The sequence below is a fragment of the Bacillus sp. FSL W8-0629 genome, from assembly GCF_038593225.1.
Lineage (GTDB): Bacteria > Bacillota > Bacilli > Bacillales > Bacillaceae > Bacillus > Bacillus altitudinis.
Window position 1 is genome coordinate 1,294,701 of the sequence record NZ_CP151975.1, and the last position, 17,371, is coordinate 1,312,071.

General features: G+C 39.6%; 19 protein-coding genes and 2 riboswitches. Of the genes, 14 read left to right on the forward strand and 5 right to left on the reverse strand.

The genetic code is table 11. From position 1 onward, the window contains the following. Nucleotides 1-68 precede the first annotated feature (68 nt). The 4 genes from NSQ17_RS06605 to NSQ17_RS06620 all read left to right on the forward strand — a co-directional run bounded on the left by NSQ17_RS06605 (nucleotide 69) and on the right by NSQ17_RS06620 (nucleotide 3,267). Complete coding sequence (locus NSQ17_RS06605) at nucleotides 69-587, forward strand: PepSY domain-containing protein (RefSeq protein ID WP_008346169.1); 519 nt, start codon at nucleotides 69-71, stop codon at nucleotides 585-587. Between the two features lie 174 nt (nucleotides 588-761). Further along, nucleotides 762-905 (forward strand): hypothetical protein, encoded by a 144-nt coding sequence (locus NSQ17_RS06610; RefSeq protein ID WP_008346168.1) that lies wholly within the window; start codon nucleotides 762-764, stop codon nucleotides 903-905. A gap of 131 nt (nucleotides 906-1,036) precedes the next feature. After that, a riboswitch (M-box (ykoK) riboswitch) is annotated at nucleotides 1,037-1,200 on the forward strand. Between the two features lie 208 nt (nucleotides 1,201-1,408). Further along, a complete protein-coding gene (gene mgtE / locus NSQ17_RS06615; RefSeq protein ID WP_007498785.1) occupies nucleotides 1,409-2,767 on the forward strand; it encodes a magnesium transporter in 1,359 nt (452 codons plus the stop codon). A 101-nt stretch (nucleotides 2,768-2,868) separates the two neighbouring features. Then, the gene (locus tag NSQ17_RS06620; RefSeq protein WP_039170299.1) at nucleotides 2,869-3,267 is read left to right on the forward strand and encodes a lipoprotein; all 399 of its coding nucleotides are present in this window, start codon (nucleotides 2,869-2,871) and stop codon (nucleotides 3,265-3,267) included. Between the two features lie 144 nt (nucleotides 3,268-3,411). Here NSQ17_RS06620 and NSQ17_RS06625 read toward each other — a convergent pair whose 3' ends face one another. Continuing rightward, nucleotides 3,412-4,275: a LysR family transcriptional regulator gene (locus NSQ17_RS06625; protein WP_039170301.1), complete on the reverse strand. Its 864-nt coding sequence runs from the start codon at nucleotides 4,273-4,275 to the stop codon at nucleotides 3,412-3,414. Between the two features lie 208 nt (nucleotides 4,276-4,483). Here NSQ17_RS06625 and NSQ17_RS06630 point away from each other — a divergent pair, with 208 nt between their 5' ends. Beyond that, on the forward strand, nucleotides 4,484-4,846 hold the full coding sequence (locus tag NSQ17_RS06630; RefSeq protein WP_081105410.1) for a cupin domain-containing protein: 363 nt from the start codon (nucleotides 4,484-4,486) through the stop codon (nucleotides 4,844-4,846). 258 nt (nucleotides 4,847-5,104) lie between these two features. Here the strand turns inward: NSQ17_RS06630 and NSQ17_RS06635 are convergent, their stop codons facing one another. Further along, entirely contained in the window at nucleotides 5,105-5,434 is a 330-nt protein-coding gene (locus tag NSQ17_RS06635; RefSeq protein ID WP_007498778.1) for a MerR family transcriptional regulator, read from the reverse strand. A 192-nt stretch (nucleotides 5,435-5,626) separates the two neighbouring features. Here NSQ17_RS06635 and NSQ17_RS06640 point away from each other — a divergent pair, with 192 nt between their 5' ends. The 3 genes from NSQ17_RS06640 to NSQ17_RS06650 all read left to right on the forward strand — a co-directional run bounded on the left by NSQ17_RS06640 (nucleotide 5,627) and on the right by NSQ17_RS06650 (nucleotide 6,807). After that, nucleotides 5,627-5,782 carry a hypothetical protein gene (locus NSQ17_RS06640; RefSeq protein ID WP_008346151.1) on the forward strand — a complete coding sequence of 52 codons (156 nt, stop codon included), beginning with the start codon at nucleotides 5,627-5,629 and terminating at the stop codon, nucleotides 5,780-5,782. 38 nt (nucleotides 5,783-5,820) lie between these two features. Next, the gene (locus tag NSQ17_RS06645; RefSeq protein ID WP_045034954.1) at nucleotides 5,821-5,985 is read left to right on the forward strand and encodes a hypothetical protein; all 165 of its coding nucleotides are present in this window, start codon (nucleotides 5,821-5,823) and stop codon (nucleotides 5,983-5,985) included. Between the two features lie 357 nt (nucleotides 5,986-6,342). After that, nucleotides 6,343-6,807: a MarR family transcriptional regulator gene (locus tag NSQ17_RS06650; RefSeq protein ID WP_088004396.1), complete on the forward strand. Its 465-nt coding sequence runs from the start codon at nucleotides 6,343-6,345 to the stop codon at nucleotides 6,805-6,807. Nucleotides 6,808-6,837: 30 nt separating this feature from the next. Here the strand turns inward: NSQ17_RS06650 and NSQ17_RS06655 are convergent, their stop codons facing one another. Then, the gene (locus NSQ17_RS06655) at nucleotides 6,838-9,261 is read right to left on the reverse strand and encodes an EAL domain-containing protein (protein WP_144666436.1); all 2,424 of its coding nucleotides are present in this window, start codon (nucleotides 9,259-9,261) and stop codon (nucleotides 6,838-6,840) included. Between the two features lie 248 nt (nucleotides 9,262-9,509). Between NSQ17_RS06655 and NSQ17_RS06660 the strand changes: the two genes are divergently transcribed. The 4 genes from NSQ17_RS06660 to NSQ17_RS06675 all read left to right on the forward strand — a co-directional run bounded on the left by NSQ17_RS06660 (nucleotide 9,510) and on the right by NSQ17_RS06675 (nucleotide 13,359). Then, complete coding sequence (locus NSQ17_RS06660; protein WP_039169164.1) at nucleotides 9,510-10,124, forward strand: DedA family protein; 615 nt, start codon at nucleotides 9,510-9,512, stop codon at nucleotides 10,122-10,124. A gap of 78 nt (nucleotides 10,125-10,202) precedes the next feature. Then, a riboswitch (yybP-ykoY riboswitch) is annotated at nucleotides 10,203-10,309 on the forward strand. Nucleotides 10,310-10,405: 96 nt separating this feature from the next. Further along, nucleotides 10,406-11,197 (forward strand): TerC family protein, encoded by a 792-nt coding sequence (locus tag NSQ17_RS06665; RefSeq protein WP_024719637.1) that lies wholly within the window; start codon nucleotides 10,406-10,408, stop codon nucleotides 11,195-11,197. 216 nt (nucleotides 11,198-11,413) lie between these two features. Continuing rightward, nucleotides 11,414-12,169 carry an RNA polymerase sigma factor SigI gene (gene sigI / locus NSQ17_RS06670; protein WP_008346139.1) on the forward strand — a complete coding sequence of 252 codons (756 nt, stop codon included), beginning with the start codon at nucleotides 11,414-11,416 and terminating at the stop codon, nucleotides 12,167-12,169. Next, nucleotides 12,166-13,359, forward strand: coding sequence for an anti-sigma factor domain-containing protein (locus NSQ17_RS06675; RefSeq protein WP_144678879.1), 1,194 nt, complete (start codon nucleotides 12,166-12,168; stop codon nucleotides 13,357-13,359). Before sigI ends, NSQ17_RS06675 begins: the two co-directional genes overlap by 4 nt. 39 nt (nucleotides 13,360-13,398) lie before the next feature. Here the strand turns inward: NSQ17_RS06675 and NSQ17_RS06680 are convergent, their stop codons facing one another. Further along, complete coding sequence (locus NSQ17_RS06680) at nucleotides 13,399-13,593, reverse strand: alpha/beta-type small acid-soluble spore protein (RefSeq protein WP_008346135.1); 195 nt, start codon at nucleotides 13,591-13,593, stop codon at nucleotides 13,399-13,401. A 124-nt stretch (nucleotides 13,594-13,717) separates the two neighbouring features. After that, nucleotides 13,718-14,434 (reverse strand): DUF1836 domain-containing protein, encoded by a 717-nt coding sequence (locus tag NSQ17_RS06685; protein WP_024719639.1) that lies wholly within the window; start codon nucleotides 14,432-14,434, stop codon nucleotides 13,718-13,720. A 280-nt stretch (nucleotides 14,435-14,714) separates the two neighbouring features. Between NSQ17_RS06685 and htpX the strand changes: the two genes are divergently transcribed. Then, a complete protein-coding gene (gene htpX, locus NSQ17_RS06690) occupies nucleotides 14,715-15,614 on the forward strand; it encodes a protease HtpX (protein WP_008346130.1) in 900 nt (299 codons plus the stop codon). Between the two features lie 143 nt (nucleotides 15,615-15,757). Next, the gene (locus NSQ17_RS06695) at nucleotides 15,758-17,104 is read left to right on the forward strand and encodes a TrkH family potassium uptake protein (RefSeq protein WP_007498761.1); all 1,347 of its coding nucleotides are present in this window, start codon (nucleotides 15,758-15,760) and stop codon (nucleotides 17,102-17,104) included. The last annotated feature ends 267 nt before the right edge of the window (nucleotides 17,105-17,371 follow it).

Genomic DNA, 17,371 nt, shown 5'->3' on the forward strand with positions numbered 1-17,371 from the left:
TCCTTTCCTTCCTTTATCATCTTGTTTTTTTAAGATAAAGGAGAAATCAAACAGAGGAGGAATGAAATATGATAAAAAAAGTACTAGTAGCTACAGCATTCACAGGAGCCCTTGTCGCAGGTGGTTTCACCCTTCAAGCGCAAAATACCAATCAAACGGCAAATGCCGAACAAGTGGTGCAAAAGAAATCTTCATTTGTCTCAAAGAAACAGGCTGAAAAAGCAGCATTAAAAGTTGTGAAAGGCTATGTAGATGATGTAGATCTTGAGCGTAAAAAAGGGAAATGGGTATATGAGGTCGAGATTAAAAAAGGCGGCTTTGAATATAAAGTATATGTCGATGCCAAAACAGGCAAAGCGCTCAATGATCCAGTCAAAGAAAAGAAACAAAATGTAAAAATCACCAAAAAACAGGCTGAACAAATTGCCCTTGCAAAAGTAAAAGGAACAGTCACAGATTCAGAATTAGATAAAGAAAATGGTGTGTACTTGTATGAAATTGAAATTACGACACCAAGCGGCGAAGAAGTTGATTTTGAGATTTCCGCTAAAACAGGCAAAATCCTCAAGCAAGAATGGGACGATTAAGGTATAAATGAACCTTTGAGCGTGATAGAAAACCTTTGCAGCCCTAGGAAGGACGAGTACTGGCGCGGGGCGAATTTGACATTCGTGAGCACCAGCACGCACTCGCTGAACCTTACACTTTTATGTGTAAGGTTTTTTCATTGGGACAAACTACTGAAAAGGAGGCGAGAGAATATGATGAAGAAAAAAGAAGAAGAACAGACGATGGATCGTGCGGAATATGTTCCCCATCCTGATGGAGAAGGATATGCTTTGTTTTTGCATGATTCTTTTCATCTCCTCTCCCAAGAGGATATGAATCAGCCAGAAGAGGAATAGAAGACATGAAAGGGCGATGGTCAACTTGTCTATCGCTCTTTTTTTGAAAAGTAAGCGAATACATCAGAAAACTTGGCATCTTGCTTATTGACATCATTGCGCTTTTTCTGTAATCTCAGTGTGTCAACAATATGAGACTTCGTTAGGTGAGGCTCCTGTATGGAGATACGCTGCTGCCCAAAAATGTCCAAAGACGCCAATGGGTCAACAGGAATCATCGACATAAGGTGATTTTTAATGCAGCTGGATGAATCCTATGCCATACAGTGCTAAAGCTCTACGATTGAAGGAGCAAGTGTTTATTTGTCATGCTTACAAAGCGCCTTCATTCGGTTGAAGGTGCTTTTTTATGAGAAAAGGAGGTGTGGGGATGGATCATCCCGATTCGAGACACATAGAGAGTATGTCAAAAGATCAGATTGACGCATCAGATAGCGGAGATCCTGACCCCCCGCACAATCTAAGGGATTCAGGTGTCTCCTGATTTTGGGGAGGTAACAGCGATGATACAGAACATTACGTACGATGAACTCATTTTACGCATCATTATTTTACTAAGAGATGGAAAACGTAAAGAATTTAAAAACATTATGGAAGAACTTCAGCCTTATGATATGGCCTACTTATTCAAGGAGCTTCCAGAAAAACACCGCGGCCGCTTTCTCAGCTTTTTAACAGTTGATGACGTGACGGAAATGATGGGTGAACTGGAGCGGGAATATCAAGAGATTGTTCTTGAAAAAGTAGGGAAAGACAAAGCCACCTTCGTCACAAACAAAATGGATAACGATGATCTAGCCAACTTGTTTGATGAGATGGAGGATGAGCTGAAGGATCAGCTTTTATCTAACATGGAAGCAGAGGAATCCAAGGCCGTCCAGCTTCTCATGAATTACCCTGCTGAGACAGCAGGCCGGATCATGACCAATCGGTACGTTTGGATTCCGCAGCATTATACGGTTCAGGATGCCGTGGTGAAGCTGAAAAGCTTTGCTGAAATTGCAGAATCGATCAACTACTTATATGTCATAAATGATCAAAAACAGCTTGTAGGGGTACTCTCATACAGGGATCTTATTTTAGGTGAACCGGATGAAAAAGTGCAGGATCTTATGTTTACAAGAGTCATTGCCGTTGGTGCCTTTCAAGACCAGGAAGAAATCGCAAAGCTCATTGAGCGATATGATTTCCTTGCCATCCCTGTTGTAGAAGAGAACAATGTCTTAGTCGGAATTGTGACAGTCGATGATATCATTGATGTTGTGATTCAAGAGGCAGGAGAAGACTATGAAAAGTTTGCTGCCTCTGGTAAAGATATCACGTTCGACACACCGGCATTTGTGGCGGCATATCGCCGTCTTCCATGGCTCATTTTGCTCCTATTCATTGGGCTGATTTCAGGCAGTATCTTAAATTATTTTGAAGATACCCTGCAGCAAGTTGTTGCTTTAGCATTCTTCATGCCGATGATTGCAGGTATGACAGGGAATACAGGGACACAGTCTCTAGCGGTTGTCATTAGAGGATTGTCAAAAGAAGAATTAACGAAAAAAACCATTATGCGCTTGATTTTCAGAGAGCTGAGAACAAGTATTTATATTGGGATTGTTTGTTCAATCATTATTACGGTCGTTGCCATGGTATGGCAGGGCAATATGATTTTAGGTTTTGTTGTTGGTTCCTCGCTTCTTGCAACACTGATTATTGGGACGATGGCAGGTACGGTCGTGCCGATTATTTTACACAGATTAAACGTCGACCCAGCCATTGCATCTGGACCGCTGATCACAACATTGAATGATATTTTATCCTTACTCATCTATTTTGGAATTGCAACAGCATTTCTTCATACACTGATGTAGTCAAAAGACTGTAAAATGTAACGTTTTACAGTCTTTTTTGAATAAAGATTGCATATAGCGCTTCCATCCTTTACATTTTAAGGAGAAGGTGGGAGAGAAAAATGAAGAAGTTTTTATTCATTTTCATGTGCATTGTTTTGCTAAGTGCATGTTCAAGAGAAGACGAGGGGAAAGACAGAAGACTGGTAGCGTCAGAGCATATGCTTGAAGCGATAACTGAAGGAAATAAACGAAAAATGGACAACGTCTATGTCGAAGGCGCAGTCCCAAGCCCAAGTGACATTCTTAAATCGAAAAAGGAATGGGGAATTGAGACGCTTTCTTATGAAGATTTTCAATTGGAAGAAGCCAGCATCCACGTCTTTCATGCAAATTATAAAGATGTAAACACTGGAGAAAAAAAGGCGCTTGCCTTTCGGGTGAAAGAAGATCCTGAAAAAGGCGGCGTACGAATTGACTTTGTAGGGGTTGTTGAAGGAACTGACGCTTCATCTAAATAAAAAGAATCGTTCATATGCTTTATGATAAATCAGGCATAAGTTGAGATAATGTAAAAGGATAGAAGAGCTGAAAGAATGTCGCTCTATCTATCCTCTTTTTTATCACACATGATCTTATTTATGAAAACAATGATCTGTCTCAGATCACATATTCGTAATGCCTATTAACTCCATAAATTGTGACAGAGCACTGGTCATGTACGAATCACGTCGCCTGATCAACACAGTGGGCACGATCCGATGTGGTTCCGGTAATGGATGACAGGTAAATTTGCCTTCCCCCCGAGATTCAACCATAGATTTTGGTAATATAGTCACTCCCAGCCCGCTTTCAACACATTTAAGGACGCCCTCTAACGTACCATATTCCATTACCTTCATAGGAGGATAGCCGTTGTTCTCTAGCCACTTTTGCCATCGTCCTAAATAAATACAATGGGCGAATGACGAGAGCAACGGCTCATGTAAAATAGATTCTACCTGGAATTGCTCCGTGGAGTAGCTTGTAATGAGAACGAGGGATTCTTCCAATACAGGATACTCGATGATTTCTGGATGAAGAATTGGCCCATCTACTAACGCGCTGTCTACTTTGTAGTTGAGGATAGCGCTAACTTGGTCGACTGTAGGTGCCATATACAAGCTCAATTCTACTTGTGGAAATTTTTTGTGATATTCTGTGAAAATGCTGGGCAATCTTGTAGATGCGGTGGACTCTATAGATCCAATGTGTAAAGATCCCCGCGGAGTAGAGGAAAGCTTTACTGCTTCTATCGCTTCTTCGTAATCGTATAGTAATTTATTTACATAGGGCAGTAGTTCACGTCCTGCAGGCGTTAAAGATATTTTCTTATGATATCGATAGAGAAGAGGTACACCTAACTCTTGTTCAAGACGTTGGATTCTTGCGGTGACATTGGACTGCACATAATTTAATTTTTGAGCAGCTTTTGTGATGCTTTGTTCAATGGCAACGGCTTTAAATACTTCCAAAGATTTAATATCCAAACTAACTCTCCTTTTTTGCATCACAAATTGTGATGATCTATATGCTATTTTTTGATTTTATGTGATCCAAAGAAGTATGTAAACTAAATGATAGAAGAGGTTGATGCTCATTGCGGCGTCCCTTTTATCTGATCGAGAGGAGAAAATGAGAATTTTTTAGCTGTGGCAACTAAAACAGACGTTTCCATTTAATAAGGAGGGGAATCGATTGATTTCAAAGGTAAATATCGAAGAAAAATTTTCGCAAATAAATGATTATTGGAATCCTAGAATAGGTGGAGAGTTGAACGACTCATACATGAAAATGGTGAAAATGAAGGGTGAATTCATTTGGCATCACCATGATGATGAGGATGAAATGTTCTTTGTGTGGAAAGGCAATCTAGTCATCCGTTTTAGGGATAGGGAAATAACGCTTCATGAAGGAGAATTTCTTGTGATTCCAAAAGGAGTTGAACATCAGCCGATTGCTGAAGAAGAAGTTCACTTGCTCTTAATAGAACCCAAAACGACGCTAAACACGGGGAATGTGCTCAATGAGCGAACTGTTTCGATTCCTGAACAAATTTGAAAAACTAAATCGTTAAAGATCAAGTATCTTAGGTGATAAATAGTTGAATGGTTGTTTTAGCTAATAACGAGGCTGCAATTGCTGCCTCGTTTTGTTGCTTCAATGATTCAAGATGAGCTGTAACGCATTTCCTTTCGCTACCTGAAATAGACTCTTCAGCAAGAATCGGTCTTTGGGTAAGTTCGTGCTTTCATCGATTCATATTCAGGACGATCAGATGCTAAGTCTATTTTGCCGAGTAAGCGATTGTTATTTAGTTCATCGATTCTTGTACCGGAAGTGCGCGTTGATCTGTCCTTCCAGCATTTTTTTCTTATATTGTCCGCTTTTTAATGCCTGTTCTTTTTTCTTCATGTCTTTTAAAATTTCCGCTGTCTGCACACCATCTTCCCGTTTATTGGCGATATCCATTAAACGTTCTACATCAGAAAAAGAATATTTCCGTGTGCCTCTTGTTGAGCGCTGGGGGTAGATGAGTTTACGTTCCTCATAATATCGGATTTGCCTGACGGAAAGTCCTGTTAATTCACTGACAATCCCAATTGAAATGACTTTTTTATCTTTATAAGATACATCTTCCTGCGTCATATCCTCACCCCTGCAAGTCTTTTCTTCATATTATATCCAACAGTCAGTAAAAAAACCTAACGTTTGTTAGATAATATAACACAAAAATGAAAAAATCGAAAAACAATGGAAGGAAAATTAACATATAAAGTGCAAATCATATCACGTGAACATATGATAAGAAAAAGAAAAAATAAGGAGGAGGCGCACTTGATGGAGAAAACACAGATCATCCGTATGGCAAAAGAAATCATCGCATTAGATGTGAAGAGGGATGAACTGCTGGAGCAGTTCATGCAAGCTGCAGGTCAGAATGCACATGCTCTTCTTAGAGCCGTACAAAATGATTTGTATAAAAAGTCCTCATAAGCACCCGATCCATATCCATTGATAGGAGGGGAGAAGTCATGCGGAGTATATTAAAAGAAGCTTTAGCGAAAGAAAGACATTATTATACGAAGCAGCTTTGCTCACTTGGGGTGTATAGCCCTGATATGACCAAGAACATGACAATTAGTGACTTAAAAAAAGAGTATCATTTCTTTTTCAACAAAACCGATCGCTATCTTTAACATCCCTTATCATGTGCGTTGTCACATGAAGGGTTCTTTTTTTGTGTGTTTAATATTATAGCAATATTGGATTTTGTAGAAATTTGACGAATCAAATGTAAGAAAATATAGAGCCTTTACAGATTATGTTAAAATTTGTCGTAACATGATGGTTTGCTGGAAAAGCTTTTTTTCGAGATGATTGTGAAAAATAAGAAGGATTTTAAAAGTTTATATCGAAATCTTATACATAACACGAATGGAGTCACTTATGTGGTTGAAAGGGTTTTCAAAAACGTACTTCTATTTTTTACGAAAGGCTCCAACTGCACCGCAAGAAAGCCTTGAAGTTAAAAAAATATTATAAGAGGTAGATATGTGATGAGACTATCGTTTAATGAAGAAGAAGTAGAACGTTCAATGACGCTTTACAAAGTTTTTGCAAGGGCATTTAAAAGCGTTTCCGAACACAGTATTAGAGACAGCAAGGAGCATGGATTCAATCCAACTGAATTTGCCGTTCTCGAATTACTGTATACGAGAGGTGCTCAAAAACTTCAGCAAATCGGCTCAAGACTCCTGCTTGTCAGCGGGAATGTTACGTACGTAATTGACAAGTTAGAACGAAATGGTTTCATTGAAAGAGAACAGGACCCAAAGGATAAGCGGTCAGTTTATGCCCATTTAACGGATAAAGGGCGCAGTTATCTGGATAAAATTTATCCAATCCATTCTCTTCGAATTGCGCGGGCGTTTTCTGGTCTTTCGCGTGAAGAACAGGAGCAATTAATTAGTCTGCTGAAAAAAGCAGGTATTCACAGTCAGCATTTGTTATTTAGATAAAACGAAAAGGTGCCATGGTTGGCACCTTTTTTATGTATCCAGCTGATGAGCAGGATAGGCGATAAATTTTTCAATATCACTAGCTGGAAGTGGCTTGGCATAATAAAAGCCTTGTAGATCGTCACAGCCCTGCGCAGATAAAAGTTGCGCTTGTGCAAAAGTTTCAACACCTTCAGCAATGACTTCTAGAGATAGCTGGTGCCCCATTGCAATAATAGCCCCTGTGATTTGTTCAGACTTTGAATCGCTCAAAATATCCTCGATAAATGATTTATCAATTTTCAGCCGGTGAATCGGCAAATCCTTCAAATAGCTTAAAGAGCTGTGGCCTGTACCAAAATCATCAATACTAATACGGACGCCAAGTTGTTTTAGAGATGTCAGTACTTGTTTTGACTGCTTGATGTTGTCCATTGTCATGCTTTCTGTCACTTCAAGCTCAAGAAGTGATGGTTGAAGGTCGTATTTTTTTAGCGTTAGCTTGATCAAATCAATTAAGTCTTCAGAGTTAAACTGCTTAGCAGATAAATTGACCGCTACAGGGATTTTCAATTGCTTGTCATACCACAATTTTGCCTGCTTACATGCTGTGTCAATGACCCACCTTCCAATATCGATAATCAGGCCCGATTCTTCAGCAAGTTCAATGAAAGCCTCTGGTGATTTTAGAGAACCGTCTGGTGCTTTCATTCTTAAAAGGGCTTCAACACCTGTCATCTGTCTTGTTTTGGCGCTGATTTGCGGCTGATAATGAAGCACAAACTGCTTTCTTTGAATGGCATCTCGTAGCTCCAGTTCGCGATTGAGTCTGTCCTCACTCAATCTCTCCATAGATTCAGTAAAGAATTCATAGCGGCTTTGTTTATGTTTCTTTGATAAATACATGGCCATATCTGCTTTTCTCATCAATTCCATACCATTCTTTCCGTTTTGCGGAGAGATGGCGATTCCAATACTAATGGATGTAATGAGCTGATGGTTTTGAATGAAAAAAGGACGTTCAAATTGGCGAATGATGTTTTTCAAAAGCTGTTCAATTTTATGTGTGTTATGCTCCATGTGAGGAAAGATCATTAAAAATTCATCCCCGCCAATTCTTGCAATAAAGCCATTGTCAGGCAAACATTTAGTTAGTCTGTTTGCGGCGGCTTTCAACAGCAGATCGCCTATGTTATGACCAAGGGCATCATTAATAATTTTAAACCGATTTAAATCAAGAAAAAGAACTGCCGTTGACGTTTTTGTCTCTTCTTGAGCGGATAATACATCATTTAAATGATTAATGCCGTGACGACGGTTCGGAAGTTCAGTTAATGCATCATAATGTGCCATCACATGAATTTCTTTTTCAGCAATCTTCTGCTGTGTTAAATCCTTTAAAACGAGATAAATGCTGTCAAGTGTATGGTTGACGTGTACGGGTATGTATGTAACATGATAATAATAAAAACGATCTGCTGCTTTCAGTTCTGCTTCACGCGTAATTGCTTTTTTTGATTGATAAATAAAGTCTTCCCACATCTCAGTCGGCATGACGTATTGACTCACATCATCACCAATCCAGGAATTGCACATTTTCAAAATGTGTTTGCCTGGGTCATTCGCCGATATCACTTTTCGATCAACAGATAACACGATAATACCATCTATATTATGTTTGATCAGTGATTGGAACCGCTGTTCATTTTCTTTTAGCTGATCTGATTGTGACATAATCCGTTGATCAATATAGGCGCCGAAAATCATGAGTGATTGGACGATAAGCGTCATCAGGCCGATCAAAATGGACAGGCTAAATGGTGACATTTCAAGAGAACCACCCGTAGCGACCTGACCATCTGAATGAAAAAACATCGTCGAAGACGCCATGCCAGTGTAATGCATGCCCGCAATAGCACCGCCCATCATCAGTGCACCCGCTATTTTTAACAGCTGATCCTCCCGCCTTTTCTCAGAGCGATGGAGCCGGAAAAAAAGGTGTAATGAAAAGAATGAAGCGAGCGCACCAATAAAAAACGAAAGAAAAAAGAGAACAGGGTCATAGCTGATGGTGACATTCGCCATTGATTCCAATCCGAGATAGTGCATGCTGCAAATAGCTGAGCCCATCGTGATCGAACTAATCAAAAGTCGCCTTGTGGAAAGTTGCTGCTGAATACATATTGAAAAAGCAATGAAAGAACCGATAAAAGAGGCCAAAATCGATAAAATGAGTAAGGGTGTTTCATATGTGATACCAGAGCGTAGATGAAACGCCATCATGCCAATAAAATGCATTGACCATATTCCCATCCCCATGATCATCGCACCAATGATCAACCATACTCTTTTCTTTGCGCCGCTCGACTGGATCACCCGGCTGGCTAATTGAAGAGCTGAGTAGGAGGCGACAGCGGCGACAGCGACTGACAGAAAGACAAGCCATCCGTTGTAGCTTCCTGTTAAATGTGTCATGTAAGAAAACCTCCTGTATCTAAAAACAGACATATACTTAATATATCGGATCAAGTGGCGCCTGTGTTCACTTTTCCTTTACTTAAAAAGGGCATTCAGCATTTTTTTTGAACATTTTTTATAGTAAAATCAAATTTAATGTAAAAAAACGAAGAAAAGTGAATCGTTTTTGGTTTTTTATTCGTTTAATAGGTGGCACGGTACGATTTGCAAGCATAGCCTGTCAAACTGATTATGTGTGAAAGGGATTGATAAACATCGAAGATTTTATTATTTCATTAGCTGATGCCTTTAAGAATTTGTCGTACTTCGGCATCTTTCTTGCATTATGCATTGAATTTGTTCCTGCTGAAGTGGTGTTGCCTCTTGCAGGTTACTGGGTTTCAAAAGGGGACATGGCCTTCATCGGTGTTGTGGCTGCCGGTTCTATTGGCGGTGTGGCAGGCCCCTTGACCTTGTACTGGTTAGGGCGTTATGGAGGGAGACCCTTTTTAAATAAATATGGGAAGTATTTCTTTGTTAAACCTGAGTCACTTGATAAGTCGGATGCCTTTTTTGAAAAGCATGGCGGATTTGTTGCGTTTAGCGGCCGGTTTATTCCAGGGGTCAGAACCCTTATTTCCATTCCGTGCGGGATTGCGAAGATGAATGTGTGGGTTTTTTGCCTGTATACGTTTTTGGCGATTACGCCGATTACATTTGTGTACGTGTATTTAGGATTTGTCCTTGGAGAGAACTGGCAAGAGGTTGGAACCATTTTAGAACCATATGTATTGCCGATTGGAATTGGTGTGCTCTTGTTGTTTGTTGTCTACGTGTGGCTCAAACGAAGAAAAAGAAAAACAGAAACACCAACGGCTTAATCAGTGGGTGAAGATGAAGAGTCACCTGTTGACAATCCGGGGTCTGTTGATTATGATATAAGTAATCTAAATATTCTTAATCCCACCAAAGGGGAGTAGCGTCCGGTTATCACCGGAAACAAAGTCGTCATTACATGGAATCTCATTCCATCGGCTTTGTTGGCATGATTTACATATTACATGTCTAGCAAGACCTTTGCCATTACAGGCAAAGGTCTTTTTTGCATTCATAAGCCTTTGTCTGTTGTGGGACAATAGATAAAAAATAAGGAGGAATGATGATGGATGCAGCAATTATTTTAGAGTACGGGTGGGTTCTTCTCGTATTGATTGGGTTAGAAGGGATTTTAGCGGCTGATAATGCGCTGGTTATGGCTGTGATGGTCAAACACCTTCCTGAAAAACAAAGAAAAAAGGCATTGTTTTACGGACTTGCGGGAGCATTTGTCATGCGATTTGGTTCTCTTTTTCTTATTTCGTTTTTAGTAGATGTGTGGCAAGTTCAAGCGATTGGCGCAATTTATCTTCTTTATATTTCAATTCACCATATTTTAAAATCGCACGTATTTAAGAAAAAGGAAGCAGACACAAACATGAAACAAAGCGGCTTTTGGGCAACCGTCGTAAAAGTTGAGCTTGCTGACATTGCATTTGCAGTAGATTCTATTTTAGCAGCCGTTGCATTAGCTGTGACTCTGCCAGCAACAAACCTTCCACAAATTGGCGGGCTTGATGGCGGTCAATTTATTGTCATTCTATTAGGCGGTATCATTGGTCTAGTGATCATGAGGTTTGCGGCGACTGTATTTGTGAAACTGCTTAAAACGAGACCAAGCCTAGAAACAGCAGCATTTGTCATTGTCGGATGGGTTGGCGTGAAGCTGACGCTCTATACACTTTCTCATCCAGCTATTGGGGTCGTGTCCTCTCATTTCATTCATTCAACATTATGGAAAATCATTTTCTGGACGGTCCTTCTCGCGATTGCAGCATTTGGTTGGTTTCTATCAAGTCCATCAAGAAAAGGCGGCCAGCAAAACGAGGAAAAACAAGAGATTCGGCTGGAAGAGTAGGTTTTTTGAAAGAAATATCATTTCATTTTCATAACACGTATATTACAAAAAAGGGGGGGATACCCCCTTATTTCTTTGCTTTTAAACGAAACGTTGTAAAGTAGATAAAGAAATACATGTCACAATTGAGTAACAGGAAATGAATTCCTCATTTCTTCCTTTGCGCTTCCCTCATAAATTAGCTATCATAAATTGAGTAATATAGGGAGAACTGAGGTGAAACCATTGCTTAGCCTTTTGTTTAAAAAGGGAAAGAAAAAGCAGACATTAGAGCAGTCGGCAATCAACATCCAACAGGGTGATACCGAGCTGCAAAATGCATTAATAGAGCAATACAAACCATTTGTCGCTAAGACGGTTTCATCCGTTTGTAAACGATATATAGATGAAAAAGATGATGAATTCAGCGTAGGCTTAATTGCCTTTAATGAAGCGATAGAAAAATACTCTGCCGAAAAAGGCAACTCACTCCTTGCATTTGCGGAGTTAATTATTAAAAGAAAAGTAATCGACTATATTCGAAAAGAAGCAAGAAACGCGCCAACGGTTCAAATGGACCTTCAAGAAAGTGAGAATGGCGAATACTCACAAAGCATGATTGAAGCAGAGCTTTCTGCAAATGAATATAGGCGTTTAATTGAACAAGAACATAGAAGAGAAGAGATTGAACATTTTAAAGAACGATTGAAAGTATATGGTCTTACGTTTCAAGAGCTGCTTGAGCATTCACCAAAGCATGCGGATGCGAGACAAAATGCCATTAAAGTGGCCCATACACTCGTTAAGCACGATGAACTGAGAACCATTTTATTTCAGAAAAAACAATTGCCAGTCAAACAGCTGGAAAAGCTAGTGGAAGTCAGCCGCAAAACGATTGAGAGAAATAGAAAATATATTATTGCGATGGCGATCATTATGACAGGTGATTATGTGTATTTGAAAGATTACCTTAAAGGGGTGCTTAATTCATGAGAAGAGGCATTATAGTAGAGAAAAACAAAAAATATGTCACACTGCTGACCCCTGATGGACAATTTCTGCGGACAAAGTATGAACAGCAAGACTATGAAATCGGTCAAGAAGTGACGTTTCCGAATGAATCACGTCTCGAAAGAAAAAGAGCCGGTTTTTTTGACCTGCTTCGTTTACGTCCGTTAAATGCAGGAATTCTATCAATTGCAGCAATTATTGTCGTGATTTTCACTATGATGCCATCTTTCTCAAGTCAAAAAGCATATGCATATATGACGATTGACATTAACCCAAGCTTTGAGCTGAAACTCGATCACAACTATCAAGTGATCGGTGTCACTCCGCTGAATAAAGATGCGAAGCAAGTACTGGCCAGTATGAAAGATTTAGAAAAAAACGACATGACCAAAGTCGTGCAGGAAATCATCGATGATTGTGATAAAAAAGGATACGTGAACCACTCTAAAAGCATTTATATTTCAACTGTTTATGAAAACAAGCAGGATCATACATACAAAACAAACGTAAAAAGTAAAATCAGCACCATCTCGGGGGAATATCAAAAGCGCAATTATAAGCTGGAAACTGTGGAAGGTGACCTGGAAACAAGAGAAAAGGCACAAAAAGAAGGCATTTCAACAGGAACTTATATTAGAAATCAAGAAATGCAAGACAACGAACAAGAGGACGTTAAAAAAGATGATGAAGATCCAGCAGATGACGAGGCTGTCAAAGAAGAAGAGCCGAAAAATGCTGATGAAGATCAAAAAGACGAAGACAAAAAAGAAGACATAAAGACAGACGATAGCGATGAGATGCAGCCGGATAAAGAGGCTCTTGAAGGCGAAGACAAAGAGCAGAAGGAAGTTGAGAGGGAAGAGCAAGGAGCTGTTCAAAAGCCTCACCAAACAAGCCCTAATCTTGACAACAAAGAGAAAAAGGGAAAAGAAGAAAAGGATCGCTCTTTTGAAAAAGACAAAGAGCAAAAAAAAAATCACTCAACTGATCCAGATGAAAAAAAACATCCAAACGGCACATCACGTGGTGATGCTGAAAAGCATGTAAAAAAAAACGACAGTGGTCAGAATCGTCCGTACGGCGAACGTAACAGAGATGGCGTCAAACAAAAAGGAAAAAACACATCGCCCTCATACCGTGAAAAACGGGATGAGCCTACATATGAACAGTAAAAAAACGCCAGAATAGATCCGGCGTATTTCACCATGTCTTTATTTAGTTGAATGGCCCATTTGAGATTGCGCCTGCTGTACGAGTCTTTTTGTCATCTCGCCGCCAACAGAACCGTTTGAACGTGCGACTGTATCTGAACCGAGATTCACGCCAAATTCTTGAGCGATCTCGTATTTAAATTGATCTAAAGCTTGTTCTACTCCAGGAACAAGAAGTTGATTTCGATTTGCCATCACATATTCCTCCTTTCACCTCATGTTTGTTGCGCCTTCTTATTTTGAAAAAAACAGCCTGCAATTATGCTGGCAATTGCTGCACAAAAAAGCCGAGGTGATGAAAGTCACCTCGGGCTCAGTTTTAAGCCTTTTTCAGCTGAAGCGTATTAAACATCATTTCTTGCGCTGTGCTTTGCAAGTGAGAAGTGAAAACGGAGAAAACGGTAGAACTGATAATGCCTTTAATCAAATGCCATTGCGGCTTCGTCAATTCTGTAAACTCTTCGTGGAGCTTGTCCGTCTGCTCTTCTGTCATTTCTCGTAAATTCGTTTCCTTTAATGGAAAATGTGTATGGTGATAAATAAAATCAAGGACGTGCGCATATGCTTCATAAAAACGGATGGGGCTGATAATATCATCCGTTCGATCTGTGATCGTATTAAATAAGGCAGATAAGATCGTACGAATAGCATCAAAATCAAATACTGATTTTAAATCCCGGACAATTAATAAAATAACGACTTGATCAATGGAGTACTTCTTGCCAAGCTCTGGATGGCCGATCATATCTTTAATATCGCGCTTGATCCAGTTTTGAATGGCTGTCGATTTAAGTGAAGTCAACTCACACAAGTTGCCAAGCTCAACGATTTCGTTCGTTGAAAGCCCGTGCTCTGATTTTTGCTTCCGCCGTTCGAGTTTTTCAAAAAACGAAGGGATTTTTAATTCATCATATTCATGTTCCTTATCGCTTTTTACAGATAAATTCAAAAGCTGAAGCGGAGTCAGATCTCCCTCGCCTTTTAGAGAATACAGAAGTCTCGTCATGTCAATTCTCGTTAATTTAAAAGTCACCATGTTCCACCTCATTTTGTACGTCAAAAACGTGATTATTGATCTAATTCAACATCATAATCTCTTTTTAATGAAAATGCAAAATAAACTAAAATAGGACCGATGCGTCACAATTTGTTCACTTGTTTGCGGATGCAAGTAGCGTAATCATTGAAATGACGAGGTTTTAGCCAGTATGATAAACATAGTAAAACGATTCCTTTTTCCTTGCAATTTGAGACGTTTATTTTTATAATTTTATTAATAAGTTCAAATGAACTTAATATGACAGCGGAGGTTATGTATGGGTAAAAGAATATTTCTGTTTATATTAACGAACATTCTTGTTATCACTACGATTGGTATTGTCCTATCGGTTATTAGTGCAGCAACTGGTGTTGGTTCTTATATAGGAGCAGACGGAAGACTTAATATCCTTTATCTTCTTGTATTCAGTGCAGTTGTTGGTTTTGTAGGCTCGTTTATGTCACTAGCGATGTCTCGCTGGATGGCAAAAATGATGATGGGTGTGCGTGTGTTAAATCCAGAAAAGGATTCATTAACATATGATGAGCAGCAGCTTGTTGACCGCGTTCACAGACTATCAAGAGCAGCAGGCCTTTCTAAAATGCCTGAGGTCGGTATTTACCAATCATCTGAAGTAAATGCATTTGCGACAGGTCCTTCTAAAAGAAGATCGCTTGTTGCCGTATCAACTGGATTGCTTCATGAAATGGATGATGCAGCAGTTGAAGGGGTTATCGCTCACGAAGTCGCTCACGTAGCGAACGGTGACATGGTTACAATGACGTTACTTCAAGGAATCGTCAACACGTTTGTTGTCTTCCTTTCAAGAATTGCGGCATGGATCGCAAGCCGTTTCGTTCCACGTGAAGAGCTTGTGCCGATTGTTCACTTTATCGCTGTGATCGTCTTCCAAATTATTTTCTCTATCTTAGGAAGCCTTGTCGTATTTGCTTACTCTAGACATCGTGAATTCCATGCAGACCGCGGCGGTGCGGACCTTGCAGGAAAAGATAAAATGATTCATGCGCTTCGTTCACTAGAGGCGTATACATCAAGAATCAAAGATGATGATCAAGCAGCTGTTGCTACACTGAAAATCAGTGGTAAAAGAAAAGCTTCTCTTTTCTCAACACACCCTGATTTAAACGAAAGAATTAGAAGACTAGAAGCAAAATAAGAAAGATCAAAAGACATTCTGCGTAAGGATGTCTTTTTCTTTTTGATGAAAAAGTAAATAAAGCACAAAATACCTTTAAAATCTTTTTTCTTTTCATTAAAATGATATAGTATTCGAAAAGAAAGATAAAAGAAGGAATAACCATGAATCCAATGAAAAAACTAATCGACCGGCTGTCGGCTTTTCAGTTGATTGCCCTTTATTATTTTCTTGCTGTGACCGTGTCATTCATTCTACTCAGTCTACCAGTGGCTCACCAAGAAGGAGTCAAATGGACATTTATTGATGCGCTGTTTACAGCTGTGAGTGCTGTCAGTGTCACGGGTCTGACTGTTGTCGATACGTCACAAACATTTAGTGTGACCGGGATGTGGATCCTTGCATTTGTTTTGCAAATCGGGGGTATCGGCATTATGACCCTTGGTACATTCGTCTGGCTGGTTATGCGAAAAAGGATCGGCATTAAAGAAAGAAAATTAATTATGGCAGACCAAAACCAGAGCAACTTATCAGGAATTGTAAAACTCATGAAGCAGGTCTTATATTTAATCTTGCTGATTGAGTTTGTAGGCGGTCTGATTTTAAGTATGTATTTTTTAAAGTATTACGATGTGCAAGGCGCTTTTTTACACGGATTTTTCTCTAGTATCAGTGCCACAACCAATGGAGGCTTTGATATTACAGGGAATTCGTTAATTCCTTATAAAGATGACTATTTCGTCCAATTTATCACGATGCTGCTCATCATTTTTGGCGCTATTGGCTTTCCGGTACTTGTCGAAGTAAAGGATTATTTATTCAATCAAGACCGAAAACATGCATCGTTTTCATTGTTTACGAAAATTACAACAATCACGTTTGGCCTCCTTGTTGTCGTTGGGGCAATTGGGATTTATGCACTTGAAGCCCGGTTTACTTTTCTAGGGAAGAGCTGGCATGAAATCTTGTTTTATTCTTTGTTTCAATCAACAGCTACTAGAAGTGGCGGGCTTTCGACATTAGATATTACGCAATTGACAGAGCCGACACTGTTATTTTTATGTTTGCTGATGTTTATCGGGGCATCTCCAAGCTCGGTAGGGGGCGGAATTCGGACAACCACGTTTGCCCTTAATTTACTTGCTTTGTTTCATTTTGCGAGAGGGAATAAGTCCATTAAAATCTTTAAAAGAGAGCTTCATCAAGCGGATATTAATAAATCCCTCATGGTGACGATGATGGCCTTTATTTTAGTGTTTGGTGCTACGTTTCTGTTAACTTTATCAGACCATCATACACTTCTTGAAACTTTATTTGAAGTTTGTTCTGCCTTCGGAACAACAGGACTGTCGCTCGGAATTACGTCTGACTTGTCCGTATTTGGTAAGTGTATTATTATGGTCGTCATGTTTATAGGACGGATTGGAATTCCAAGCTTCTTGTATTTAATTGGCCGCCGGGAAAGTGAAGCGAATTATCATTATCCGAAAGAGCGTGTGATCATCGGCTAACCAGCATTCCTACTGAATGCTGGTTTCAGCGTGTAGACAAACCCTCGCATTCTTTGTCAGTCCTGCGTGCTGGTGCTCACGAATGTGACATTCGCTCCGCGCCAGTACTCGCCCTTCCTAGGGCTGCAAAGGTTTTCTATCACGCTGAAAAGAAGACAAAGAGTTAAAATAACGATCATTTTAACTCTTTGTCGACAATCAGACCAGCATTCCTACTGAATGCTGGTTTTTTTATTTCCATTATATAACTGGCTAAATCACAAAGGA

Excerpts from the sequence above, each read along its gene's own strand:
- NSQ17_RS06675 (WP_144678879.1), top strand. The coding sequence starts at position 12,166 with ATGAGAAGAGGCATTATAGTAGAGAAAAACAAAAAATATGTCACACTG.
- mgtE (WP_007498785.1), top strand. The coding sequence starts at position 1,409 with ATGATACAGAACATTACGTACGATGAACTCATTTTACGCATCATTATT.
- htpX (WP_008346130.1), top strand. The coding sequence starts at position 14,715 with ATGGGTAAAAGAATATTTCTGTTTATATTAACGAACATTCTTGTTATC.
- NSQ17_RS06610 (WP_008346168.1), top strand. The coding sequence starts at position 762 with ATGATGAAGAAAAAAGAAGAAGAACAGACGATGGATCGTGCGGAATAT.
- NSQ17_RS06640 (WP_008346151.1), top strand. The coding sequence starts at position 5,627 with ATGGAGAAAACACAGATCATCCGTATGGCAAAAGAAATCATCGCATTA.
- NSQ17_RS06645 (WP_045034954.1), top strand. The coding sequence starts at position 5,821 with ATGCGGAGTATATTAAAAGAAGCTTTAGCGAAAGAAAGACATTATTAT.
- NSQ17_RS06635 (WP_007498778.1), bottom strand. The coding sequence starts at position 5,434 with ATGACGCAGGAAGATGTATCTTATAAAGATAAAAAAGTCATTTCAATT.
- NSQ17_RS06695 (WP_007498761.1), top strand. The coding sequence starts at position 15,758 with ATGAATCCAATGAAAAAACTAATCGACCGGCTGTCGGCTTTTCAGTTG.
- NSQ17_RS06685 (WP_024719639.1), bottom strand. The coding sequence starts at position 14,434 with ATGGTGACTTTTAAATTAACGAGAATTGACATGACGAGACTTCTGTAT.
- NSQ17_RS06620 (WP_039170299.1), top strand. The coding sequence starts at position 2,869 with ATGAAGAAGTTTTTATTCATTTTCATGTGCATTGTTTTGCTAAGTGCA.
- NSQ17_RS06680 (WP_008346135.1), bottom strand. The coding sequence starts at position 13,593 with ATGGCAAATCGAAATCAACTTCTTGTTCCTGGAGTAGAACAAGCTTTA.
- NSQ17_RS06665 (WP_024719637.1), top strand. The coding sequence starts at position 10,406 with ATGGATGCAGCAATTATTTTAGAGTACGGGTGGGTTCTTCTCGTATTG.
- NSQ17_RS06655 (WP_144666436.1), bottom strand. The coding sequence starts at position 9,261 with ATGACACATTTAACAGGAAGCTACAACGGATGGCTTGTCTTTCTGTCA.
- NSQ17_RS06605 (WP_008346169.1), top strand. The coding sequence starts at position 69 with ATGATAAAAAAAGTACTAGTAGCTACAGCATTCACAGGAGCCCTTGTC.